General features: G+C 60.0%; 21 protein-coding genes. 13 read left to right on the top strand and 8 right to left on the bottom strand.

What is annotated here, in order from left to right; all coding sequences use genetic code 11:
• The first annotated feature begins 13 nt into the window (after positions 1-13).
• The gene (locus MCUTH_RS07460) at positions 14-748 is read left to right on the top strand and encodes a tRNA(His) guanylyltransferase Thg1 family protein (protein ID WP_066957640.1); all 735 of its coding nucleotides are present in this window, start codon (positions 14-16) and stop codon (positions 746-748) included.
• Here MCUTH_RS07460 and ileS read toward each other — a convergent pair.
• Positions 731-3,913, bottom strand: a complete 3,183-nt coding sequence (ileS, locus tag MCUTH_RS07455) for an isoleucine--tRNA ligase (RefSeq protein ID WP_066957639.1) — start codon at positions 3,911-3,913, stop codon at positions 731-733. The genes MCUTH_RS07460 and ileS overlap by 18 nt on opposite strands.
• 265 nt (positions 3,914-4,178) lie before the next feature.
• On the opposite strand from ileS, the gene MCUTH_RS11375 reads away from it, so the two are divergent.
• Complete coding sequence (locus MCUTH_RS11375; protein ID WP_083524814.1) at positions 4,179-4,661, top strand: TIGR00725 family protein; 483 nt, start codon at positions 4,179-4,181, stop codon at positions 4,659-4,661.
• On the opposite strand, the gene MCUTH_RS07445 is transcribed toward MCUTH_RS11375, so the two are convergent.
• From MCUTH_RS07445 to MCUTH_RS07435, 3 genes are read right to left on the bottom strand one after another with little or no spacing between them, the layout of a single operon-like run.
• The gene (locus MCUTH_RS07445; protein ID WP_066957637.1) at positions 4,588-6,465 is read right to left on the bottom strand and encodes a molybdopterin biosynthesis protein; all 1,878 of its coding nucleotides are present in this window, start codon (positions 6,463-6,465) and stop codon (positions 4,588-4,590) included. The two genes, MCUTH_RS11375 and MCUTH_RS07445, sit on opposite strands and share 74 nt — an antisense overlap.
• Positions 6,459-7,661, bottom strand: a complete 1,203-nt coding sequence (locus tag MCUTH_RS07440; RefSeq protein WP_066957636.1) for a molybdopterin molybdotransferase MoeA — start codon at positions 7,659-7,661, stop codon at positions 6,459-6,461. The genes MCUTH_RS07445 and MCUTH_RS07440 overlap by 7 nt, the downstream gene beginning before the upstream one ends.
• The gene (locus tag MCUTH_RS07435; RefSeq protein WP_066957635.1) at positions 7,658-7,840 is read right to left on the bottom strand and encodes a hypothetical protein; all 183 of its coding nucleotides are present in this window, start codon (positions 7,838-7,840) and stop codon (positions 7,658-7,660) included. The genes MCUTH_RS07440 and MCUTH_RS07435 overlap by 4 nt, the downstream gene beginning before the upstream one ends.
• Positions 7,841-7,933: 93 nt before the next feature.
• Here MCUTH_RS07435 and MCUTH_RS07430 point away from each other — a divergent pair, with 93 nt between their 5' ends.
• The 8 genes from MCUTH_RS07430 (at position 7,934) to rpl12p (ending at position 13,783) form a co-directional block, all read left to right on the top strand.
• Complete coding sequence (locus MCUTH_RS07430) at positions 7,934-9,244, top strand: D-aminoacyl-tRNA deacylase (RefSeq protein WP_066957633.1); 1,311 nt, start codon at positions 7,934-7,936, stop codon at positions 9,242-9,244.
• Positions 9,241-10,338: a cell division protein FtsZ gene (gene ftsZ, locus MCUTH_RS07425; protein ID WP_066957631.1), complete on the top strand. Its 1,098-nt coding sequence runs from the start codon at positions 9,241-9,243 to the stop codon at positions 10,336-10,338. The genes MCUTH_RS07430 and ftsZ overlap by 4 nt, the downstream gene beginning before the upstream one ends.
• A gap of 6 nt (positions 10,339-10,344) precedes the next feature.
• Entirely contained in the window at positions 10,345-10,554 is a 210-nt protein-coding gene (locus MCUTH_RS07420; RefSeq protein ID WP_066957629.1) for a protein translocase SEC61 complex subunit gamma, read from the top strand.
• Positions 10,555-10,559: 5 nt separating this feature from the next.
• Positions 10,560-11,033 carry a transcription elongation factor Spt5 gene (locus tag MCUTH_RS07415; RefSeq protein WP_066957755.1) on the top strand — a complete coding sequence of 158 codons (474 nt, stop codon included), beginning with the start codon at positions 10,560-10,562 and terminating at the stop codon, positions 11,031-11,033.
• Between the two features lie 206 nt (positions 11,034-11,239).
• The gene (locus MCUTH_RS07410; protein WP_066957627.1) at positions 11,240-11,716 is read left to right on the top strand and encodes a 50S ribosomal protein L11; all 477 of its coding nucleotides are present in this window, start codon (positions 11,240-11,242) and stop codon (positions 11,714-11,716) included.
• Between the two features lie 51 nt (positions 11,717-11,767).
• Positions 11,768-12,409 (top strand): 50S ribosomal protein L1, encoded by a 642-nt coding sequence (locus tag MCUTH_RS07405; protein ID WP_066957625.1) that lies wholly within the window; start codon positions 11,768-11,770, stop codon positions 12,407-12,409.
• Positions 12,409-13,434: a 50S ribosomal protein L10 gene (locus MCUTH_RS07400; RefSeq protein WP_066957623.1), complete on the top strand. Its 1,026-nt coding sequence runs from the start codon at positions 12,409-12,411 to the stop codon at positions 13,432-13,434. Before MCUTH_RS07405 ends, MCUTH_RS07400 begins: the two co-directional genes overlap by 1 nt.
• Before the next feature lie 31 nt (positions 13,435-13,465).
• On the top strand, positions 13,466-13,783 hold the full coding sequence (rpl12p, locus tag MCUTH_RS07395) for a 50S ribosomal protein P1 (RefSeq protein WP_066957621.1): 318 nt from the start codon (positions 13,466-13,468) through the stop codon (positions 13,781-13,783).
• A gap of 204 nt (positions 13,784-13,987) precedes the next feature.
• Here rpl12p and hypF read toward each other — a convergent pair whose 3' ends face one another.
• On the bottom strand, positions 13,988-16,198 hold the full coding sequence (hypF, locus tag MCUTH_RS07390) for a carbamoyltransferase HypF (RefSeq protein ID WP_066957619.1): 2,211 nt from the start codon (positions 16,196-16,198) through the stop codon (positions 13,988-13,990).
• 57 nt (positions 16,199-16,255) lie between these two features.
• Between hypF and MCUTH_RS07385 the strand changes: the two genes are divergently transcribed.
• The 3 genes from MCUTH_RS07385 to MCUTH_RS07375 are packed head-to-tail and all read left to right on the top strand — an operon-like array spanning position 16,256 to position 19,570.
• On the top strand, positions 16,256-16,768 hold the full coding sequence (locus tag MCUTH_RS07385) for an ArsR family transcriptional regulator (protein ID WP_066957617.1): 513 nt from the start codon (positions 16,256-16,258) through the stop codon (positions 16,766-16,768).
• Complete coding sequence (locus MCUTH_RS07380; protein ID WP_066957615.1) at positions 16,752-17,561, top strand: DUF7839 domain-containing protein; 810 nt, start codon at positions 16,752-16,754, stop codon at positions 17,559-17,561. The genes MCUTH_RS07385 and MCUTH_RS07380 overlap by 17 nt, the downstream gene beginning before the upstream one ends.
• Positions 17,558-19,570, top strand: a complete 2,013-nt coding sequence (locus MCUTH_RS07375; protein WP_066957613.1) for a DEAD/DEAH box helicase — start codon at positions 17,558-17,560, stop codon at positions 19,568-19,570. The genes MCUTH_RS07380 and MCUTH_RS07375 overlap by 4 nt, the downstream gene beginning before the upstream one ends.
• A gap of 41 nt (positions 19,571-19,611) precedes the next feature.
• Here MCUTH_RS07375 and MCUTH_RS07370 read toward each other — a convergent pair whose 3' ends face one another.
• The 3 genes from MCUTH_RS07370 to MCUTH_RS07360 form a co-directional block, all read right to left on the bottom strand.
• The gene (locus MCUTH_RS07370; protein WP_066957611.1) at positions 19,612-20,799 is read right to left on the bottom strand and encodes an MFS transporter; all 1,188 of its coding nucleotides are present in this window, start codon (positions 20,797-20,799) and stop codon (positions 19,612-19,614) included.
• 122 nt (positions 20,800-20,921) lie between these two features.
• The gene (locus MCUTH_RS07365; protein ID WP_066957609.1) at positions 20,922-21,758 is read right to left on the bottom strand and encodes a hypothetical protein; all 837 of its coding nucleotides are present in this window, start codon (positions 21,756-21,758) and stop codon (positions 20,922-20,924) included.
• Positions 21,759-21,763: 5 nt separating this feature from the next.
• Entirely contained in the window at positions 21,764-22,603 is an 840-nt protein-coding gene (locus tag MCUTH_RS07360; RefSeq protein WP_066957607.1) for a polymer-forming cytoskeletal protein, read from the bottom strand.
• Positions 22,604-22,618: the final 15 nt, after the last annotated feature.

Here is a 22,618-nt window from a genome sequence, read left to right as displayed (position 1 = left end):
TCGATAGTATATTATGGATATAGTAAACCGTGAGATCTTCTCGAATCTCACCATCTTCCCCCCAATTTTTGTCAGACTCGACGGCCGGGCCTTCCACCGCCTGACCCGTACGCTCGATCTTAAAAAACCGTTCGATCAGGCATTCCACGCAAGCATGTGCTCGGTCTGCCGCCACCTCCTCACCGGGAGCGGTCTAGCGCCGGTCTTCGCCTACACCTTCTCCGACGAGATCAGCCTCTACTTTAAGACCCTTCCTTTCTCCGGGAGAGTGGAAAAGATTGACTCGGTGACGGCCGCGATTGCGGCAAGTGCGCTCACGATCGAGCTCGGGTGTACTGAGCCGCTTGCGTTCGACGCCCGGATCATCCCTGCAGCCGGAGAGTTTGCGATCGAGTACCTCATATCGAGGCAGAACGAGGCGTGGCGAAACCATATCAACGCTTACTGCCAGAATGCCCTGATCGAGGAGGGAATGACCCCCCGGGAAGCCGCCGCGGCCCTCCGGGGCATGCAGTCGGACGCCATGCATGAGATGATGTTTGCGCGGGGCGTCAACCTGGCGGCAACCCCTGCCTGGCAGCGGCGGGGGACGCTCCTCTATCGGGATGAGTGCATAAAAGAAGGGTATAACCCCCTGACGGGGGAGACCGTGCAGGCTGCGCGGACCTGCATCCGGGAACCGGACGAGACGCCGCTCTTTTTGACGGAGGAGGGAAGGGCCCTGATCCGGTCACTCACCGGCGCGTGAGATGCCCATCTGCATCTGCACGCCTTCCACATCCCAGTCCTTCTCGAGGGCAAAAGCCTCTTTGGGCTTCTCCCCGTCAGCATGCCGGATGGTGAGGGCTGCTGCCCGCACTTCGCCGGCAATCTCCTTCTTCCACACCTCTTCCCCGAGGAGGGAGGCTACTCGCTCGTCGCCGACCTCCACAGTCGCGACGATGAATTCGTTGACGTTCAGGTTCAACTGGCGGCGCATCTCCTGGATCCGCCGGATCACCTCGCGGGCGTAGCCCTCTGCCTCGAGTTCCGGCGTGAGGGTGATGTCCACGTAGACCGTCGCGTCCTTCATGGGAGCTGCAAAGACCCCCTCCGGAAGGGCTTCGGTGAAGGCGACATGGCGTGCGGAGATCGTGTAGCCGTCGAGTTTTGCCTCTCCCTCCCGATCGATCGCGGTCTTCAGGGCGGTGCCGTCGGCACCCTCAATCAGGCTCTTGACCTTCGGCCCTTCTTTTCCGAACTCCGGGCCGATAGCCCGCATAACCGGTTCTGCCTTCCACAAGATCCGCTCCCATCTCCCGGTAACGACCCTGACCTTCCTGGCGTTCGCCCGGTTTAAGGCAAGGGCGTTTAAGTCCTCAAGGGCCGTCTTCACGTCGTTGCTCTCGGTGACCACCACGGCCTCATCGATCGGCCAGCGGAGTTTCCTTTTTCCCGCCTGCCGTGCGGTGGCGACTGCATCGTCAAACGACCGGATGATCTCCATATCCGCTTCAAGATCCGGATCGATCAGGAGGTCGTCCGCCTTTGGCCAATCGAGCATATGGACGCTCTCCGGATCCCCGGAAAGGCGGAGGTTACTGTAGATCTCTTCGGTGATATGGGGGACGAACGGTGCAAGGATCGCGGTCAGACGGCGCAGGACATAGTACGAGGTCTCGTAGGCATACCTCTTCTCCGGTGAGTCCTCCTCAAGCCACATCCTCGGCCGGACGAGCTGCACGTACCAGCGGGAGAGGTCCTCGAGGATGAAGGTCGTGAGTGCCCGCGTCACTTTGTGGAGGTTGTACTCGCGCATATCATCGGCCACAGTCCGGATGAGCGTGTTCACCCGGGAGAGAATCCAGCGGTCCTCCTGCGGCATCTCGCTGATCTTTTCTTGGACATAGGTATCGTCCCACCGGCCGTCCTCTCTGGATGCAGGTTGGAACGAGTCAAGGATCATATATGGGAGCGGGAACCGGTAGACGTTCCAGAGGATGTTGAGCGTCCGGTGAATGGTCTTCACACCCTCCCAGTTGAACTTCAGGTCGTCCCAGGGAGCGTTCGCCCAGAGGACGTAGAGCCGCAGAACGTCAACGCCGAACTGGTTCATCACTTCTTCGGGTGTTACGACGTTTCCGAGGCTCTTGCTCATCTTGCGCCCTTCGGCATCGAGCGCGAACCCGTGCATCAGAACGCTCTTGTAGGGGGCCCGGCCGAACGCCACGGTGCTCGCCCCGAGCTGGGAGTAAAACCAGCCCCGGGTCTGGTCCTGCCCCTCGGTGATGAAGTCCGCCGGCCAGTAGCGGTCGAAGGCCTCGCGCTCCTGGGGGAACCCAAGGGTTGCCCAGGAGGCGACCGCCGAGTCGAACCAGACATCGAAGATATCGGTCACCCGGCGCATCACCCCGCCGCAGGAGCACGGGATGGTGACGGTGTCTACGTAGGGACGGTGGGGGTCGGCAATCTTTGCCCCCGACAACTCCTCGAGTTCCTTGATGGTGCCGACGACGGTGTATCTGTCACACTTCTCGCAGTGCCAGATGGGGATGGGGATGCCCCAGTAGCGCTGCCGGGAGATGCACCAGTCGCGTGACTCTTTGACGAAGTCGTGGAACCGGGCGCTTCCCGCCCACTCCGGGTACCACTTCACCTTTGCGATCTCCTCAAGCATCTGGTCGCGGATCTCGGTGGCCTTCACGAACCACTGCGCCGTTGCCCGGTAGATGATGGGGGTCTTGCACCGCCAGCAGTGACCGTAGCGGTGGGTGATCGTCTGTCGAGCGAGGAGGTAATCGCCGAGCGCCTCAATGATGAAGTCGTTTGCGTCCCGGACGTACATATCCTCAAACGTCGTCCCGGCTGCCGGCGTGAAGCATCCGCCGGCGTCAACCGGACAGAAGATCTCAAGCCCTTCCCGGATGCCGACCAGGTAGTCATCCCACCCGTGCCCCGGTGCAATGTGGACGAGACCGGTGTTCTCGAGTGCGACATAGTCTGCCTCGACGACCCGGTGCCGGATCTCTGCCTGATGCGGCACCTGGCCGGCGAGCGGCGATGCGTACTCCATCCCGATAAGATCGCTCCCGCTCGCCGTCTCTAGGACTGTATAGTCCTGGTACCGGCCCATCTTCAGGACCGATTCAACGAGTTTCTCGGCAATCCAGAGGATCTCTTCTTTATCGTCCTTCTTTGCCCGCACCCGCGCATACGTAAACTCTGCGTTGACCGCTACCGCCACGTTGGCTGGAAGGGTCCAGGGTGTTGTCGTCCAGATCACCAGGTACTCGTTCTCGCGCCCGACGATCGGGAATTTTACGAAGATGGAAGGATCGGTCTCGTCCCAATACTCAACCTCCGAGTCGGCGATCGCCGTCTCGCATCGGGGGCACCAGTTCACGACCCGGTAGCCGCGCTCGAGCAGGCCGCGTTCGTCGGCCCGCTTGACCGCCCACCATGCGGACTCGATGTATCCTGGATCAATGGTCTGGTAGGGGTTGTCGAAGTCGAGCCAGATGCCGAGCCGCCGGAACTGCTCGCTCATGATCGCCATGTGCGTCAGGGCGAACGATCGACACTGTTCGATGAATTCTGCGATGCCGTATTCCTCGATGTCCTTCTTTGAAGTGAACCCGAGCTGGTGCTCGACCTTCACCTCGATAGGCAGGCCGTGCATGTCATAGCCGGCCCGCTCGATGATATTTCTGCCCTGCATCCGGTGGTAGCGGAGGATGGAGTCTTTGATGATCTTGTTCCAGGCGGTGCCGAGGTGGATGTGGCCGGTGGTATACGGCGGCCCGTCGACGAAAAAGAATGCTTTTCCATCCTTGCGCAGCGCCTGGACGCGTGCATAAATATTCTCCCGCTTCCAGTAATCCTGGACCTCTGTCTCAAGTTCACGCGGGTTGTAACTGCTGGTGACCTCTTTCACCTTGTATCCCTCATATTCAGCACTCTGGTGTACCGTTTGTTCTGAGGAGACAAAGTGTTTGTGTGCACTCCAGTTGTTCCGACAGGAGCGCGAGCACCAAAGACGCAGTTTGCGACTGTCGGAACGACAGGAGCGTGAGCACCGTAGGTGCGACTCACGATGGACGTCCTGTCCGGAGTGGGAGCACTGTAAGTGCGACTCGCGACCACTAAAGTTCCACAGCCCACCCTGTTCCTTTTATCTTTCGCCCGCCAGACTCTCTCTCATGCAGATCGCAGTCATCGGGAGGGGGGACTGCTCCGACGAAGAATACGATATGGCGAGATCGGTCGGCCGCCTCATCGCCGAGGCGGCCGGGACCGTCTGCTGCGGCGGCCTCGGCGGGGTGATGGAGGCCGTCTCGCGGGGCGCACGGGAGGCCGGCGGGACGACCGTAGGCATCCTCCCGGACACCGGGGACGGAAATCCGTATCTGGATGTGATCATCCGCACCGGTATGGGTCATGCGCGAAACGTCATTCTCGTCCAGTCGGCTGACGCAGTCATCGCCGTCGGTGGAGGTTACGGCACGCTCTCGGAGATTGCCGTCGCACTCAAGATCGGAAAGCCCGTCTACGGCCTCTCGACCTGGAAAATAGATGGTGTGAGGGCCTGCGCCACGCCAGAGGAGGCGGTCAGCCTCGCAGTCCGCGCAGGACGCCCGTCTCGTCCGTCTCGTAGCCCCCAAGGTCGCGGAGGACCTTCTTGAACGCTTCTGAGGAGACCGTCTCGATGAGCGTTGCAATCCTCGGGTCATCGAGCATCGCGCGGTGCATCACGAGCTCGTAGCGCTCTGTCGCCACCGGGACGAACTCGAGACCAAGCGCCTTTGCGGCGCTGTAGACCCCCATCCCGGCATCCGCCTCACCGGTCTTGACAGCGAGCGCCACCGCAAGGTGCGTCGTCACTTCGCGGTCGTAGCCGGGAATGGATGCCGGATCGATCCCGCGTTCTGCGAGGTGGCGGTCGAGGAGCATCCGGGTCCCGGATCCCTTCTGCCGGTTGATGAACGTCCGGCCGGGTAGGTCGTCAAAGGTCAACCCGTCGCGGGAGATGACCCCCTGCTGCCGCTTTGCAACGCAGAGGAGGGCAAGGTCCGCGCCCGGCATGTAGCGATCCAGGTAGTAGGTGTTGTAGGTGCCGTCGGGAGCGAGGAGGTGCATCGGGGCCGCGTGACACTCCTCTTTTTTTAGCGCAATCACCCCGCCCATGCTCCCTACATGGGTGGAATGGATATCGACGCCGCGAGGCCGCACCAGGTCGGCCAGGTAGTCGAGAGCCGGATCGTGGCTCCCGGTGATGAGCACCGCCTCTTCGGCCTCCGCACGGGGGACGGTAAGCCGGACGCTAACGGTCTCTCCCGCCTCGGCGCCTTCCTTCTGCGCCGGGATCTGCATGTAGCCGTTCGCGCGAACCGCGCTCATCTGGACGCCGGCGCCCCGTGACTGCGGCACCGCCACCCAGCGCTCGCCGAGCCTTCCCACCGAGAGGAGGACGAACTCGTCGGTGCCGATATCCGAGTGAAGGCTCGTGGTCAGTCTGGCATCGACCCGCTCGGGCCGTGGGGTGGAAAGGCCGTAGCGTGAAATCAGCGGCAGGACGATCTCGCGAAGCACGGTTGCAGCGGCAAGGGGGTAGCCGGGAAGACCGATCACCGGTTTTCCCTCAATTCTACCGATGATCACGGGCTTTCCTGGTTTGATGGCAACCCCGTGCGCCAGAACCTCACCAAGATCGCGAATGATATCGGCGGTGTAGTCGCGTGTCCCGGCGGATGAACCGGCCGAGACGAGCAGGATATCGTTCTCTGCGACACCCCGCCTGACGGCGTCCCGGATCTGGTTGTAGTCGTCCGGGACGATGGGGTAGCGGTGCGTCTCCACACCCGCTTCCGAAAGGATCGCCGCGGCCATCAGGGTGTTGCTCTCCACCACCTTCCCGGGCGGCGGCATCTCACCGACCGGCACAAGTTCACTCCCGGTGGGGATCAGTCCTGCCCGGAGATGTATGACCGGGATCTCCGTAACCCCGTAACTTGCAAGCGCACCCAGATCATGCGGCCGGATCCGGTGGCCTCTTGGGAGGATCATCTCCGACTCGCCGATATCCTCACCGACCGGCCGGATATGCTGCCAGGGGCTGACCGGTTTTCTGATGGTATACGTTTCTCCGTCGCCGGACTTCGCCTCGACCCAGACATCCTCGATCATCACCACGGCATCGTAACCGGGCGGGATGATATTCCCTGTATTGACCCTCGCTGCATCCGGGAGGGTTACGGGCCGCTGCTCGCTCGCTCCGAGTGTATCTGCGCTCCTGACCGCAATCCCGTCCATCGCCGAGATGTGAATGGCCGGAACCGAGAACCGGGCAAATATAGGCTCTGCGGTGATCCTCCCCACCGCCCCGGTGTTTACCGGGATTTTGACGATCCCGGGAACTCCCGGGAACGAGCGAGCCACGAGCGCACGCGCTTCGTCAAGCGATATGACCGAGAGGTAACGCTTCACCACAGGATCACCTCCACCTCTTCACCGACCTCGAACCCCTCGCTCGAGGCCGGGATGCGCACGAGCCCCTCGCTCCTCACCAGGGTATTGAGGAGCCCGGATTTGCCGAAGACCGGCGTCGCCTCTCCGTCTCTGAGGCTGACCCGGATATAGTCCTCCCGCCCACGTGTCGAGGGGATATTCTGTGTCAGCCGTGCGCGGACAGTCCGCCGGGCGACGGTGACGCCGAGCATCGCTGCGAGCAGGTGTTCGACGATAGCGACGAGCACGACGAAGGCCGAAGCCGGGTGCCCGGGGAGCCCGATGACCGGTTTTCCCCGGGCAGTCCCGATGATCGTGGGTTTTCCAGGAGCGAGCGCGATCCCGTGCACCAGCACCTCACCGAGTTCTTCGATGACCGCCGCGGTGTTGTCCCGTTCATCCTTCGAGGACCCCCCTGATATCAGGACTACGTCGCACTGATCGAGTGCCGATGAGATCACCTGCCGCAAGGCTGCCCGTTCATCCCGGACAATCCCGAAGTATACCGGGTGGCAGCCTCGCTCCGCGACAAAGGTCCCGGCCAGGTAGGAGTTTGCATCCCGCACCTCGCCTGGCCCGGGAGTGCTCGTGATCGGGACGACCTCGTTTCCTGTTGATATGATCCCGACCTTCGGCGTCTTCATCACGCAGACCCTGTCGGCGCCGATCGCCGCGACGACACCGATCTCGCGCGGCGAGAGCATGCGTCCCCGTTCAAGGACCGTTTTTCCTCCCTCAAAGTCTTCGCCGCGAAGGACCACATTCTCTCCGGGTGCCACCGGGCGATGCACCAGGATATCGTCTCCGATCTGCTCTGCGTGCTCGATCATCACAACTGCGTCCGCCCCCTCGGGAAGAGCCCCTCCTGTAGGGACGTACCAGCAGGTCCCCGGGGAGATCCGATCTGCATTGGCCTTCCCCATCAGGACCCGACCCCGGCACTGGAGCATCGCCGGAATGGCCTCGGAAGCCCCGGTGGTATCGGCCGCAATGACAGCGTAGCCGTCGACCGTCGACCGGTCAAACCCGGGTATATCGATATCGGCAAGGACGTCCCGGGCAAGGACCCGGTAGAGAGCGTCTTCGAGCGGGATCTCCTCGCACCCGGGTGAGGGTGCTATCCTCCGCACCGTCTCTACGGCCTCGCTGACGGGTACGACCTCAAGGAAGAGGCTCATCTGAAGCAGCCCAGCTGACAACTCCTGATCTTGATCTTCGGTTCGTGCTGGTTGCAGTAGCGGGCGATATCCATCTTTGGAATATTGTATTTCTCGGCGATCTCGAAGGCCTGTGGACAGGTAATCTCGTTGGTTATGCCGTATGCCTCGAATGCTTTCCGTATCTTCTCTTCGTCCATAGTACACAGATGGTTTGCCTGTAGAGAGATAGGATTTACTGTCCGGCCAACCAGCACTATCATTTAGCGTGCAGCCCGCCAACGTATGTATCGATGCGGATCGCGCTGATTAACTCAAAACAGGACATTGCCGGGGTAAACATCCGTGACAACCTTCGAACTCTGCTAAGGGAGGGCGGTCCATGGCCGCTTGCAGATCACGAGCTCGCGTTCCACGAGATAGATGGGCGGCTGATCTATCAGGACCGGATCGACGAGACGATCGATGCAGACCTTATCATCTTCATCTCCCGGCACTCGAGTGTGCACCCGACTCCTGCTCTGACCGTGCACGTGACCGGCAACTACGAGACCGCCGACCTTGGAGGGGAGCCCGGGATGCTCGCGCCGGCAGCCCCCGCCTGGATGCATGCCGTCCTGCAAAACCTTGCCGCCAGGGCCCCGGAGGGCTACCGTGTCTCCTATGAGGTGACGCACCACGGCCCGACGGCGCTCGCGATACCGTCGTTCTTCGTCGAGATCGGCTCCACTGCCGCCGAGTGGGCCGATCCAATGGCCGGGAGAGCGGTTGCGGAGAGCATCCTCTCTGCGGCGCCCCTTGAGACGATCAACCTCCTCGGCTTTGGCGGGACCCACTACGCTGTGCGGCAGACGGAGATTGCCCTCTCCTCCCGGGGTGCTTTCGGTCATATTGTACCTACCCGTCAGATCGGTGCCATCAACCCCGAGAGCATCCGGAGGATGCAAGAGGCGAGTTCTGCTGTCGCTGCTTACGTCGACAGGAAATCACTTTCATCCGATGAGGCCGGGCGAATTGAACGGTTGCTCGACGCGACCAACCTGCCCATCCTTTCTGAGTCGGAGATCATCGAGGCCTCTCGCCTTGAATGGGCCACCTATCTTGCAGTACGCGCTCTCGCCAAAGATCTCGCCCCCGGATCACGCATTCATATCCATAATCTTACTGGACGGGGAAACCCTGTTCCGGTCCCCGTAATCCAGGAATTAGTTGAAGAAACCGTAAAATCCAATAAGGTTGAATTTCTTGAATCCCTTGACAAATTAAAGGTGGCTCATATCTCAAAAGGATCAAAAGAGGTCATATCAACGTTTATCGGCTTTGAAAATGAGTCCTCTCAACTCGCAAGGGATATAACTACCCTCTGCGTAAAACTCTTACTTATCTGTGAAGACGCTGCTATCGACGGTGATCACCTTGTCCTTCGGAAGGTGCGGTTCGATCCTGAAAAGGCGCGTAGACATGGGATCCCAAGAGGATCACTCTTTGCCAAGCTTGCCAACGGGGAAGCGGTTGAGATCGGGGGGCGAACGATCACACCTGATGCAGTGCAGACAACCAGCGTGAAGCGGATACATATTCCGGGATTGGAGGGGTATATATGAAGTCCATCGTAGAAGAAGCACTTTCACGGGCACGAGAGGAGCAACGTTTTGTTGAACCCACTGAGGTTGATAAGGAACTTGAAGATGTCCTTATGGAACTCCGGACCGAGATCGCAGTCGTCGGATGCGGAGGCGGAGGGTCGAATACGGTCACCCGAATGGCGGAGGAAGGCATCAATGGGGCGCGGCTGATCGCTCTCAACACCGATGCTCAGCACCTTATCCGAACCCGCGCGGATACCCGGATCCTTATCGGGAGGCAGAGAACTCGCGGTCTTGGTGCGGGTTCGATTCCCCAGGTCGGTGAGGAGGCGGCTCTTGAGAACGAAGACGATATCAAACGCGCTGTTGAGGGGTGCGATATGGTCTTCATCACCACGGGACTCGGGGGCGGCACCGGCACAGGCTCCGCACCCGTCGTCGCGAAAGCCGCCCGGGAGGAGGGTGCCCTGACCATCGCCGTCGTCACCCTGCCGTTCACGGCCGAGGGTGCCATACGCGCCCAGAATGCCGAGGCAGGCCTTGAGCGGCTTCGGGAAGTGGCGGATACCGTCATCGTCGTCCCGAATGACCGCCTGCTTGAGGTCGTTCCCCGCCTCCCGCTCCACGCTGCCTTCAAGGTCTCGGACGAAGTGCTGATGCGGGCCGTCAAGGGCATCACCGAGCTCATCACGATGCCCGGGCTTGTCAACCTGGACTTCGCCGATGTCCGGACCGTCATGGAGCGCGGCGGCGTTGCGATGATCGGGATGGGCGAGAGTGACAGCGAGGATAAAGCCGCCGACTCGGTCAAGAAGGCGTTGCGTTCCCCACTGCTTGATGTGGATATCTCCGGGGCGAGCGCAGCACTCGTCAATGTTGTCGGTGGGCCGGATATGACGATGTATGAAGCGGAGGCCGTCATCCAGGAGGTCTACGACCGTATAGATCCCGATGCCCGCATCATCTGGGGTGCCCAGGTCGATCCTGATATGCAGGGCAAGATGCGGACACTGCTTGTCGTCACTGGAGTTCGGTCACCACAAATATATGGGAGGAATGAAAAGAGTACGCCACGAATGATGAAGGAGTTTGAGATCGACTTTCTGAAGTGAGCCGATATGATGGACTATAAGGAAAAATTCAACGAAGTAAAATCGATCAAGATCGAAGAGGAACTCTTCAAGAAGTACTGGCGCGTGCTGAAGCTTGCACGAACGCCGACCCGCGATGAGTTCTCCAAGATTGCGATCGTGGCGGCGGCCGGGATCATGCTCATCGGTCTTGTCGGCTTTATCATATACGAGATTATGCTGGTAATGCCCAAATGATGGATATGGCTGAGAGCACAAACCGGATATATGCAATAAAGACGACCGCAAAACAGGAACGGACCGTAGCCGACAACATCGAGAAGGTTATCCGGGACCAGAAGGATATCCATGTCGTGGCAGTTATGGCTCCCGAGGAACTGAGAGGATACGTCCTTGTGGAGAGCCCTGATTCCCTGGCCCGGATCGAGCAACTGGTAGAGTTGATCCCCCATGCGCGTGCCGTGGTGCATGGCTCGACTGCCCTCTCGGAGGTTGAACATTTCCTGGTGCCGAAGCCGGTGGTCAGCGGCATCGCCGAGGGCACTATCGTCGAGATCATCGCCGGCCCCTTCAAGGGTGAGAAGGCGGTCGTAAAGAGGATCGATTCCGGGAAAGAAGAGATTACGGTCGAGTTATACGAGAGTATGGTCCCGATTCCGATCACGGTACGCGGGGACTCCGTCCGCATCGTAGAGCGGACGGAAGAGACGAGCTGAGAATATTCTCACTCTTTTTGGATGGCGGTAAGGCTCCTTGCGTTGCAGGTGCTGCCTAACCAGTTCTCTCGCCTTCGCGCATTCATGCTCCCTGATTGGCGGGGGAACCGGTGTGGAGCCGCCCGGCACTATATTTAAATTCTCTCACGGTGACCTTAGATAACCCAGGCAACTATTCCTCCTGAGGAATAAGCTGGTGAATTTGTATGGCAGAAACGGTCGAGGTATTGGTACCCGGCGGCAAGGCAACAGCAGGTCCACCTCTCGGACCGGCGCTAGGACCTCTCGGTATCAACGTGAAGGCTGTCGTCGACGAGATCAACAAGAAAACAGCGGACTTCAACGGCATGCAGGTGCCGGTGACTGTCACGGTCGACGAGAAACGGAACTTCACGATTGAGGTGGGTATTCCGCCCACAACGGCACTCATTATGAAAGAGGCCGGTATCGCGAAGGGTTCTGCAGAGCCGGGTACTCAGGTGGCAGGAAACCTGCCGCTGGAGGCCGCCGTTCGTATCGCCCGTATGAAACTTGATGACATGCTCTCGTACGACCTGAAATCCGCTGTTAAAGAGGTTGTCGGTACGTGCGTGAGTGTTGGTGTCACCGTCGAGGGTATGAAGCCCCGCGAGATGATCCAGGCCATCAACGATGGAAAGTACGACGGCGTACTCGTCGAATAGATGTCAGACAACCATAGAAGATCGTGAGGTCGTGTACTATGGAGGCAAAGGATGGTTGACAGAACCACTATACAGGAAGCCGTAAAGACGGCACTGGAGAAGGCTCCGGAACGGAAGTTCAAGGAGAGTGTGGATATCACCGTCAACCTCAGGAATATCGATATGTCCCAGCCCAAGAATCGTATTGATGAGACGATTCTTCTCCCGAACGGTTTTGACAACGTCAAGATCGCCGTTCTCGGGAAGGGCGACATCACCACGCAGGCAAAAGAGGTGAATGTGGACCTCATCATCGGGCCTGAGGAGATTGAGCGGCTCGGGGGAGAACCCCGGGAAGCGCGAAAAGTGGCGGAGGAGTACCAGTTCTTCCTTGCTGAGACGGCAGTGATGCCTCTCGTCGGCCGGTACCTCGGTGTCAGGCTTGGTCCGCGCGGACGAATGCCGATGCCGATTCCGCAGGGAATGGATATCAGGCCCGTCGTCCAGCGGCTGAGAAGTTCCGTGAGGATCCGGACGAAGGACAAGAAAGTCTTCCATGCGAAGGTCGGATCGGCAAGCATGGACCCGGCAGCGATCGCCGAGAATATTGATGTGATCCTGCGACGGGTTGAGTCTGTCCTCGAGAGCGGGGCAATGAACATTCATTCGGTCTACGTGAAAACGACCATGGGGCCGGCAGTGAGGGTAATCTGATGGCACTCTATACGCACCACCTGCCCCGGTGGAAGAAGGAAGAGGTCGAGGCGATCAAGCGCGGCATCGAGGAGCACGCGCTTGTCGGTGTCGTGGACATGTACGGCATTCCGGCATCGCAGGTCCAGCAGATCCGGCGGAACCTCCGCGGGACCGCGACGGTGAAGATGGCCCGGAACACGCTGATCGAGCACGCCTTAAACGAGCTCGGCGGCAGCGTTGCGGCATTAAACGACTACGCCGAAGGCCAGAGCGCCCTGATCTTCACGAACGAGAATCCCTTCAAGCTCTTTAAGCAGCTGGAGAAGACCAAGACGAAGATGGCTGCAAAGCCTGGTGAGACCGCTCCTGAGGATATTGTTGTCCCGAAGGGTCCGACCAGCTTCAAGCCCGGTCCAATCGTCGGTGAGCTTCAGCAGGTGGGCATTCCCGCAGTCATTGAGGGCGGAAAAGTCAAGATCCGCGAGGAAAAGACTGTCGTGAAGAAGGGCGAGACCATCAATAAGAAGATTGCCGATGCGCTTCTCAAGCTCGGCATCAAGCCTATGGATGTCGGCCTCGTCCTGCAGGCTGCCTACTATCGGGGCACTATCTTTACACCGGATCTGCTCTCTATCGATGAAGAAGCCTACGCGAACAACATCGCACTTGCTGCCCAGCAGGCATTCAACCTCTCGGTCAACGCAGTCATCCCGACGTCGATTACCATCGGCGCGATCATTGGCAAGGCGGTCCAGGAAGCCCGGAACGTGGGTGTCGAGGCGAGCATCTACGAGAAAGATATCGTCGACCTGATCATCGGACGGGCACAGCGCGAGATGCTGGCCGTTGCGCTTGCTGCACAGAGCCACGGCTTCGAACTTGATGAAGCGACCCTGCAGGCAGCCTCCGCTGCGACTGCCGCAGCCCCTGCTGCGGTAGAGGCGCCGGCCGAGGCAAAGTCCGGGGAAGAGGAGAAGGAAGAGGAGAAGAAGGAAGAGGAGGAAGAGAGCGGCATGGCCGGTCTCGGCGCCCTCTTCGGCTAAACACTATTTCAAAAGAATGAGGTGAATCAACATGGAGTATATCTACGCTGCACTGCTCCTGCACAACGCAGGCAAAGAGATTACTGAAGAGAATGTGACTGCTGTCCTGAACGCGGCCGGTGTCGCCGTTGATGACGCCCGTGTGAAGGCCCTTGTCGCCGCACTCGAGGACGTGAACATCGAGGAGGCCATCAGCAAGGCCGCCGTTGCACCTGTCGCCGCTGCGCCCGCCGCAGCCGCTGCCCCTGCAGCCGCCGCACCCGCAGCCGAAGCAGAGGAGAAGAAAGAGGAGAAGAAGGAAGAGGAAGAAGAGAGCGGCATGGCCGGTCTCGGTGCCCTCTTCGGCTAAACCCTTTTTCTTTCGCCGGTGGGTGCTGGCGCTTTTGTGAATATCTCCCCTGATGGTTGCTCTTCTCAAGAATAGTTTTGCCTTGCTACAGTCTGTACAGAGGAGACGCTTACGGCTGTAAGGAGAGTATCGGATGGGCGGCTCCTCCCTGATATTCGAGGACAGGAGCCGGAGTGATCGCTTTAGCCAGAGTTTCTGCTCGGCTTACTTCTCAATACTCCCCCCGTAGACCACCTGCCCGAAGCTGATGCATCCGTCACCGAGGGGATAATCCCTGTTCATGACGAACTCGAGCCCGGCGGCAAGGATCTCAGCCCGGATCGTCTCTCTGATCGCCCGGTTGTAGGCTACCCCGCCCGAGAGGGCAACCCGCGGGATCCCACGCTCTTCTGCCGCATTGACGGCCATCGCGGCAACGCCTCTCGCGAGATTATACTGGATGGATGCGGCGATATCTTCGACCCGCTCCCCGGCACCGAACCGCCGGTAGGCCTCTGCGAGAATCGATCGGGTCGAGAGGACCTCACAGCCGTCTTTTCCGCGCAGGATGTTGTGTTCCCAGACCGATGGTTTTCCCGCGTAGGCTCTCGCCTCAAGTTTCATCGCCGGCTCTCCATCGTAGGTCCGCTCCCGGCAGATCCCAAGGAGTGCCGCTGCGGCGTCAAGAACCCGGCCGGTGCTGGAAGTACTCGCGACGTTTAAGCCCCGTTCGACCTGCCGTGCGAGAACCGCAAGTTCGATCTCGCTCCACCCTCTCGATGCGAGCAGGTCGCGGACCTCGTCTGTCGGCAGGATGCCGTAGAGCATCCGTTCGGGATACCGGGTGGCAAGATCGCCGCCCGGCATCGGGACGACCTCGAGGTGACCGACCCGGTCGAGGTTGGGTACCTGCCCGGCGAAGACCTCGCCGCCCCAGATTGTGCCGTCATCGCCATAGCCCACACCATCGATGGCGATCCCGATGCACTCCTCCCGGGTCGCCGCCGCTATGTGCGCCCGGTGGTGCTGGACTGCGAGGAGGTCCGCCCCGGTTGCCTCCGCAACCTCCCTCGCGTAGCGCGTTGAGAGGAACTGGGGATGGAGATCGTGAACGATCCAATCATACCGGGCGCCGACGAGCCCTCCGATCTTCTCTGCCGTCTCCTGCAGGTAGGCGAGGGTCTGGGGGTTTCTCACGTTTCCTACGTGGGGCGAGGTGATGCAGAATCCGTCCTTGTAGATGGAGATGTTTGCGTTCAGTTCCGGTCCGACACCGAGGATGCACGCATCACCGAGATCGATCGCCGCCCGTTTCGGGGCGAAGCCGCGGGAGAGGCGGATGATGTAACCGTCCCGTACAACGGAGTCGTCGCACCGGTTGACGATCTGCCGGTTGTGGGTGAGGATGTAATCGACCTCTCCCGAGAGTCGTTCAAGGGCGGTCGCAAGATCGGTGATCATCGGATAGCCCGGAAGGTTTGCGCTCGTCATGACGAGGAGCGGGTGAGCGAGGTTCGCAAAGAGGAGGTGGTGCAGCCCGGTGTAGGGGAGCATGCACCCGATGGTGTGGAGATCCGAGATCGCCTGGTGTGACGCGGGATCCCGCTTCTCAAGCACCACGATCGGCCGCTCCCGGGAGTGGAGGATCTTTCGCTCTTCCTCGGATACGACCGCGATCCGCTCCACCTCCTCTGGAGTCACCATCACTGCGAGGGGCTGCTCCGTTCGGCCCAGGCGGCGTTTCAACTCAGGAGCTGCCTCTTCGGTGCAGGCGATATGGAACCCCCCGATCCCACGGATGGCGACGATTGAACCGGCATCGAGGAGTTCTGCCGCTTTTTTGATGGGCTCCCCTTCTATCGGAGTCCCATCAATTCGCAGAAGGGCAAGGTGCGGTCCGCAGGCCGCACAGGCGATCGTCTGCGCATGGTGGCGCCGGCACGAGGGATCGGTATACTCGCGCTCGCAGGGGGGGCACATCGGGAACTCTATCATGGATGTCCGTTCCCGATCGTAGGGGATCGCATTGATGATGCTGTATCGCGGACCGCAGTTGACGCAGGATGTGGCCCAGTAACCCTCGTATCGCCCGCCCGGTGTGAGAATATCAGCGATACAGTCGTCACAGATGGCGACGTCTGGCGGGATGAAGCCCGAGAGACTTCCGGAGCCGCTCTCAAGAATCGTAAACGTATCGGGGGGGTCACCGCAAAGATTCCGGACATCTATAGAATCTATGTGAGATAATGGCGTTCCCCGTGAAACAGCCTCCAGAAATTCCTCAAACCGGTCACCGAACGCGCGGATCTCCACCTCGCTCCCGAGATTTTTGACGGTCCCCTTGATCCCGTATTCTCGGGCCTTTGCGTAGACAAAGGGGCGAAATCCAACCCCCTGGACGATGCCCCGGATGATGATAGTGCCACATGTACGCATTGAAATTTCAGCAAAAATTTATGGAGTTATACAACGATATAGTAATAGGGTATCGCATTGACAGGACATATTAAGATTCTTAACGATCCGGTTGAACTGGTTCCTCTTCTAATAACATTCAATAATGCGGACTATAAAAAGATCTACGATCTCTTAAACAAGGCCTGGCTGACCGAGGAGGAACTGGGGGCGTATGTTGATGCCTCGGTGGTGACTGAGTGCCTCTCCATTCTCAAGAAAGGAAACCTGATCGAAGAGCAGTGGCGGATGCCCAAGCCCGGCCAGAAGCCGATGAAGGAATACCGGACGACATACAGCAAATTCAGGGCAAATTTTCAGTGTTCCATGGGGGATATCGGAGACCTGCTGCACATCGCCATCTCTAACGACGAGAGCCTTCGTGCGATCGTGGATTCGGTTGAGCAGGAGATCTCGGCAGGGACTACCTCGATCGGCGATATATCTAGAAAATATGGAGTCAGTCCGATCTTCATCAAGGGGCTGGCGAAGAGGATCCCCAGTCTCGATGTGAAAGGGCAGGGAATGGTGTTGCTTGACCGGCCTCAGTGAAGATCCCCTTTACGTCATCCTGCGCAGTAAACGAGAGGCGACGCGGTTCCAGATCCTGGTGGAGATTGCGGAGCACCAGCCGGCCATTCGCCAGCAGGAGATCGCCGAGAAACTTGGTGTGACACCCCAGGCAGTCTCCGAGTACATCCGGGAGCTGGTGGATGAAGGGCTCGTCACCGCTCATGGCCGAGGTCGATACGAGGTGACGAAGAGCGGGATCGAGTGGGTCCTGCGGCACGCCGAGGCTCTTGAATCGTACGCCCGCCACGTCAACCGCGACATCATTCAGCAGGTGGCAGTCTGGACAGCCATCGCCCGCGAGGAGATCCGGAAGGGGGACAGAGTCGGTGTCTTCATGCAGGACGGCTGGCTCTATGTGGCGAAAGAGGAGCGGAGCGCCACCGGGATCGCGACGATGGATGCCCAGCCCGGTGAGGATCTCGGCGTTGCTCAGTTAAACGGCATCATCGATCATGAGGAGGGGCTCATCCATGTCTGCAAAGTGCCGCGAGTGGAGCTCGGCGGATCCAGGAAGGTCCGCACGGATCTCCTCAGGGATGTCATCCGCAACGCCGAGGTCGTGGCCGCTGTCGGCCTCGAGTCGTATGTGGCTCTCAAGAAGGCAGACATCGAGCCGGATATGTTCTTTGGCTCCCGCGAGGGTGTCATCGAGGCGGCGTTCCATGGCCGTGAGTGCGCAATCCTTATTGTTGATGAGGAGTTTACTGATTTTCTCAAGCGACTGGAGACGGTGGGGCTCGCCTACACGATCCACGACCTGATCGCACCATGAAGGTTATCGTCCAGCCCCAGAAAGGCACGTACAAACTGTTGTTCGTTGAGAGCGGGCATGTTCAGGGTTCCGGGTTCGTCGATCTGACCAAAACCCCGAAGGGTCATCGCCCGAAGAACTTCAAGATGCGCAGGCGGGGCAAACAACTCAAGCCCACTCCCACCCGTGAGCTCATCACGATGCTGCGCCGGTCGTCAGTCCTCCTTGCGGCGGAGAGCCCGGAGTTTGAGTCGTTCCTGGCCGATCTGCAGATCCCGTCGTCGCGGATTGATATCTGCCGGTTCTGCCAGCTCGAAGACCGGTTCGTCCCCGTCGATAAAGCAACCGGGGTCCGGTACGGCGGGGAGTGGATCTGTATGGACTGCGCAAAACGCGAGATGCGCCGGGAACTCGGTTATCTTGGGAGGTTTGGCGGTTCGGTGCTCGTCCACCTCGAAAAACTTCTCGCCCAGGTTCGGGATCTTGACCGGGTGCTGGCATCCATCGGGCCGGATCACCCTGACCGGCAGCGGACCCTCTTTGACCGGCTGGAGGCGCATGTGGTCCAAAAGACCGCCCATGTCACAGAGCTCGCGCTGCCCCCCGCGTTCACAAAGGCTGCCGGGGTTGAGTACCTGATGCCCGTCCAGCAGCTCGCTGTCCAGGGGGGGCTTCTCGAGGGCCAGCATCTCCTCGTCGTCTCTGCAACAGCGAGCGGTAAGACCTTCATCGGGGAGATGGCCGGGATGAAGAACTTCCTCGAAGGCCGTGGAAGGATGCTCTTCCTGGTTCCGCTTGTCGCGCTTGCCAACCAGAAATACCAGCGGTTCCGCGACCGCTACGGCCACCTTGTCCGGGTTTCCCTCCAGGTGGGGGTGAGCCGCCTCAATCTCCCCGAGACCCGGCCGGCAGGGGACCGGGATCTCAACGCTCCTGTCGTGGTGGGGACCTACGAGGGAATCGACCACGCTCTCCGGACCGGGAGGCCGCTCAAAGATATCGGGACCGTCGTCATCGACGAGGTCCAGACGCTCGAGGACCCCGAGCGTGGGCACCGCCTCGACGGGTTGATTGCCCGGCTCAAGTACATCGCTCCCGATGCTCAGTTCCTCTACCTCTCTGCTACAATCGGTGCTCCCGGGCTGCTTGCCGAGAAACTCCGGGCAAACCTCATTCGATACGCAGATCGTCCCGTCCCGCTCGAGCGGCATCTCATCTTCCTTGAGCGGTCCAAGAAGATCTCGTTCATCAAGCAGATGGTTGCCGAGGAGTACAAGATGCGGTCGTCGAAAGGCTACCGGGGCCAGACGATCGTCTTCACCAACTCCCGGGCCCGGTGCCATGTCATTGCCGACGCCCTTGGAAAGATGGCTGCTCCGTATCACGCGGGACTGACCTCTCAGGAGCGTCGGGACGTGGAGCAACGGTTTGCGAACGGCGAGATCGCTGCCGTGGTCACTACGGCAGCGCTTGCCGCCGGCGTCGATTTTCCGGCCTCTCAGGTGATCTTTGACGCCCTTGCGATGGGCATCCAGTGGCTCAGCGTTCAGGAGTTTCACCAGATGATGGGCCGGGCGGGCCGGCCGGACTTCCACGACCTCGGCCGGGTGGTCATCCTGGCTGAGCCGGGAGGGTCATACTCCCGGACTTCCGGAAAGACCGAGGAAGAGGTTGCCATCGGTCTTTTGCGGGGTGAGATGGAGGAGGTTGCACCCGAGTATGATATGGAGCAGAGCACGGAAGAGTTCGTTGCAAACGCCGTTGTCTGCGGCGGCGACGAACAGGAGATCATCCGGATGAACCACACGATGGTCGGGACGCTGGAGCCGGCCCTCCCCACCCTTCTCGACTACGGGCTGGTTCGACGGCGGGCGGGCCGGATCGAGCTCACCGATATGGCCCGGGTGATGGCGGAGCACTTCATCGGTGCCGAGCGCCTGATAGAGATCAGGGATCTCGTCCGGCAGGTGGACGATGCGGCCGAGATCGTCGCAGAACTCGAGTGCGCCGAGGAGGAGGTGACGCCGTAAGGTGATTCTCCCCGCCAAGACCCGGAGTGGATGAGGTCATCCTATCCGGGGCTTTCTTTACCGACGTCCTGACGAGCACTCTTCTGCATCATCACCGCAAAGACAACGGTTGCGAGAAGGCTTATTGCCCCGCTGACATAAAAGACAGCGTCGATGCTTATAAAGTCCATAAAGATGCCTCCGATGAGCGGAGCGAGGATCATGCCTATCCCGAAGGTTGTGTTGTAAGCGCCCATCGAGGTCCCCATCCCGATGGTCCGGCCTGCATCGACAGTCAGGGCCATGATCGACGGCTGCTGGATGGCACCCCCGACGCCGATGATCGCGGTGATCACGAGCAACGGCCAGAACGACCTGGAGAGCGGGATTACGGCAAGCGCCACTGCCGCTACCGCGGACCCGATGACGATCAGGGCCACTTTGTTCCCTTTATCGGTTATCCTCCCTATCGGCACCTGGAGGAACGCCATCAGGAAGGTGTTCACAGAGAGGATGATCCCCACTTCAGACGGGCTGATCGCGACCAGCGGCGCGAAGACGGGAATGAAGACCATCATCCCACCGCGGCCGAGAGCGCTGATGAGGGTGAAGATCAGGACTCCTCTCATCACCGGGAGCCCAAAGATCTCCCGCGCGGGGGCGGTCTCTCTGCTCTGGGGAGCAAACCTCCCCGGTCTCGCCTCTGGAAGGGAGACGGCGACGAGGAGCGTGGCGAACGCCGAGAGCGCGGCCATGACGTAGAAGACCGACGCCATGCCGAACCCATCGTTCAAGAATCCGCCGAGCAGCGGTCCCATCCCGAGACCGAGGAACATCGATATGGAGAAGTTCCCCATATGGCTTCCCTCCTTGCCCTTTTCCGAGAGGTCGGCGATATAAGCCATGGCTATCGGGACAACCATCGCGGACGCAATCCCGTGAGCGAAACGGACGGCCGTGAGGGAGTAGACGTTATCGACGATGAGGTAAGCGAGTGAGAAGACGGCGTACGCGAACATGCCGATGAGGATGATCCACTTCCTCCCCCGTCGATCGGAGATCCGTCCGATGATGGGCATGAAGACCGACCGGGAGAGCGCGAAGGCCGAGAAGATGATTCCGAGCCATATGCCGGTCGCACCCAGGTTCTCTGCATAAATGGGGAGCAGCGGGCTGACGACACCCAGCCCTAGCATGGTGGCGAAGACGGAGATGAATAAGACGTTGTATATTCGTTTGGCTGTATTCATGCAGATGACACCAGATTGAAGATCAAAGCCGCAGAACCTGGACCGCGGCTGATGCGTCACAATTGCGGGAAAAAGGGTAGGGGATACTCCGACTTATATATTGGCCAGACTATCTGCCGATATCAAGTTCGTCTTGCGACGCAACACCATCGGTCGTAGATGGGATCCCGCTGGTTCTCGAAGACTTCGACCTCTCGCCCCTGCCCGGTGCACCACTCTCGAACCCGGGCTGCTTCGGCCTCTGTGCCGAGCGTGATCAGTGTTTCATCGGTGAGGGAGAGGAGCTCGGTGACGATCGGCTTCCAGAGGTCGGTATTGTAGGTATAGATCTCTCCGGCCATGAACGCGGCACCGAGCGGCACTGGTGCAATGTAGCGGGAAGCCGCCCGGGCATCGATGCACATGGTGTCTTCCGGCACGAGGCGACCTTTCGAGAGGCCGAGCGCGAGGAGCGCGGGGTCGTTGTCGTAGGCGAGTGTGCGTATCCCTTCCGCCTGAAGGGCCGTAGAACCGACACCCGACCCACAACAACAGTCGAGGCAGAGGGTTCCGGCGCGATTGCCCCATACCTCTCTCGTAAGATCCCGGATCATCTCTATCCGGTCGGAACGCAGGTCTTCAAGAGCCGGCGTGGTGGCTGCCAGAAGTTCTGCACAGTAGTACGCGCGGACCGCCGAGAGCCACGCCTCCCGGCTCTCCTGGTAGATATCGCCGCCGACGGCCTCGAAGCACTCAACGGCGGCAAGAGTCGGATCCCGAAAGAGGAACGATGCTGCTTGCCAGCCCCCGTCGTCGTGCAGCGCGAGCGCAAGGGGATCCTCGTTCTCGTCCACGAGAAGCCGGGCCTCGTCCGGTCTTCCCTGGAGCAGCAACGTCGTGTAAATGTCTTCTGTCAGTTCCGCAAACGACGGTTCAACCAGCCGGCACCCGTCGACCTCAAGAATCTCTGCAATCCTCATGCTGCTCACCTCTCAATCTTCAGTCCTCCCGGCGCCCGGATGACCCCATCCACACGGGCATCCTCGTGCAGGGTGAGGCACCGGCAGGATATGTTTCCGAGGATGTGCCCGCCCTGCTCGATAGTCACATCGCCGTCGCTCTGGATCTCACCGTGAATGACCGAACCTCGTGCGATGCTCGCGCCCTCCCGCACATGCAGGCTTCCAAAGATCGTCGTCTCCTCCCGGACCGCGATCGAGGCGGCGCGGATGTTTCCGTGCAGCCGGCATCCAGATCCGACGATCATCTTCTCCGGGACCGAGAACGTCTGCATATCGAGGATGGCACCGGTCGGGATCATCAGCGGGGTGGCGGCGGGGTTCTCCTCCTCACCAAAGAGTTTCTGGAGGACGGAGTCGAGTTCGTCCTCCCTCTCGATCCCGAGGACGGCCACCAGGTACATCACGATGTAGATGATGACCGGCATGGGGTTGCGGATGGATATCCAGCCCTTTGCCTCGAACCCGCGCTCAATCTGGACGTTATCCCCGATATCGAGGTCGCCTTTGACGACGAGTTTGCCCTGGATCTTCACTCCCTCGCCAAGGTAGGCGTCTCCCTCCACGACGACATCCCCGCCGATCTCGCACCAGTTGTCTATCCGGACGTCGCCGGTGGCAAGAATGTTGCCGTTGATCTTGCAGAACTCACAGACCACGACCTCGTTGCCCTGAAGACCGTAATCGATCCGCGACCGCTCACCGATGACGATATCCCGATCGGTCTTGAGCGTTCGCTCCTGGAGTTCAGTCTTATCCGGGAGTGTGCATGCCCTGATCCAGTCGCGCTCTTCGGTCGATCCCATTTAACCTGGTATAAT

The organism is Methanoculleus thermophilus (genome assembly GCF_001571405.1).
GTDB classification, from domain to species: Archaea; Halobacteriota; Methanomicrobia; order Methanomicrobiales; family Methanoculleaceae; genus Methanoculleus; species Methanoculleus thermophilus.
This window is presented reverse-complemented; position numbering and strand designations above follow the sequence as displayed.

Excerpts from the sequence above, each read along its gene's own strand:
- MCUTH_RS07460 (WP_066957640.1), top strand. The coding sequence starts at position 14 with ATGGATATAGTAAACCGTGAGATCTTCTCGAATCTCACCATCTTCCCC.
- MCUTH_RS11375 (WP_083524814.1), top strand. The coding sequence starts at position 4,179 with ATGCAGATCGCAGTCATCGGGAGGGGGGACTGCTCCGACGAAGAATAC.
- MCUTH_RS07440 (WP_066957636.1), bottom strand. The coding sequence starts at position 7,661 with ATGAGCCTCTTCCTTGAGGTCGTACCCGTCAGCGAGGCCGTAGAGACG.
- MCUTH_RS07435 (WP_066957635.1), bottom strand. The coding sequence starts at position 7,840 with ATGGACGAAGAGAAGATACGGAAAGCATTCGAGGCATACGGCATAACC.
- MCUTH_RS07430 (WP_066957633.1), top strand. The coding sequence starts at position 7,934 with ATGCGGATCGCGCTGATTAACTCAAAACAGGACATTGCCGGGGTAAAC.
- ftsZ (WP_066957631.1), top strand. The coding sequence starts at position 9,241 with ATGAAGTCCATCGTAGAAGAAGCACTTTCACGGGCACGAGAGGAGCAA.
- MCUTH_RS07420 (WP_066957629.1), top strand. The coding sequence starts at position 10,345 with ATGATGGACTATAAGGAAAAATTCAACGAAGTAAAATCGATCAAGATC.
- MCUTH_RS07415 (WP_066957755.1), top strand. The coding sequence starts at position 10,560 with ATGGCTGAGAGCACAAACCGGATATATGCAATAAAGACGACCGCAAAA.
- MCUTH_RS07410 (WP_066957627.1), top strand. The coding sequence starts at position 11,240 with ATGGCAGAAACGGTCGAGGTATTGGTACCCGGCGGCAAGGCAACAGCA.
- MCUTH_RS07405 (WP_066957625.1), top strand. The coding sequence starts at position 11,768 with ATGGTTGACAGAACCACTATACAGGAAGCCGTAAAGACGGCACTGGAG.
- MCUTH_RS07400 (WP_066957623.1), top strand. The coding sequence starts at position 12,409 with ATGGCACTCTATACGCACCACCTGCCCCGGTGGAAGAAGGAAGAGGTC.
- rpl12p (WP_066957621.1), top strand. The coding sequence starts at position 13,466 with ATGGAGTATATCTACGCTGCACTGCTCCTGCACAACGCAGGCAAAGAG.
- hypF (WP_066957619.1), bottom strand. The coding sequence starts at position 16,198 with ATGCGTACATGTGGCACTATCATCATCCGGGGCATCGTCCAGGGGGTT.
- MCUTH_RS07375 (WP_066957613.1), top strand. The coding sequence starts at position 17,558 with ATGAAGGTTATCGTCCAGCCCCAGAAAGGCACGTACAAACTGTTGTTC.
- MCUTH_RS07370 (WP_066957611.1), bottom strand. The coding sequence starts at position 20,799 with ATGAATACAGCCAAACGAATATACAACGTCTTATTCATCTCCGTCTTC.
- MCUTH_RS07365 (WP_066957609.1), bottom strand. The coding sequence starts at position 21,758 with ATGAGGATTGCAGAGATTCTTGAGGTCGACGGGTGCCGGCTGGTTGAA.
- MCUTH_RS07360 (WP_066957607.1), bottom strand. The coding sequence starts at position 22,603 with ATGGGATCGACCGAAGAGCGCGACTGGATCAGGGCATGCACACTCCCG.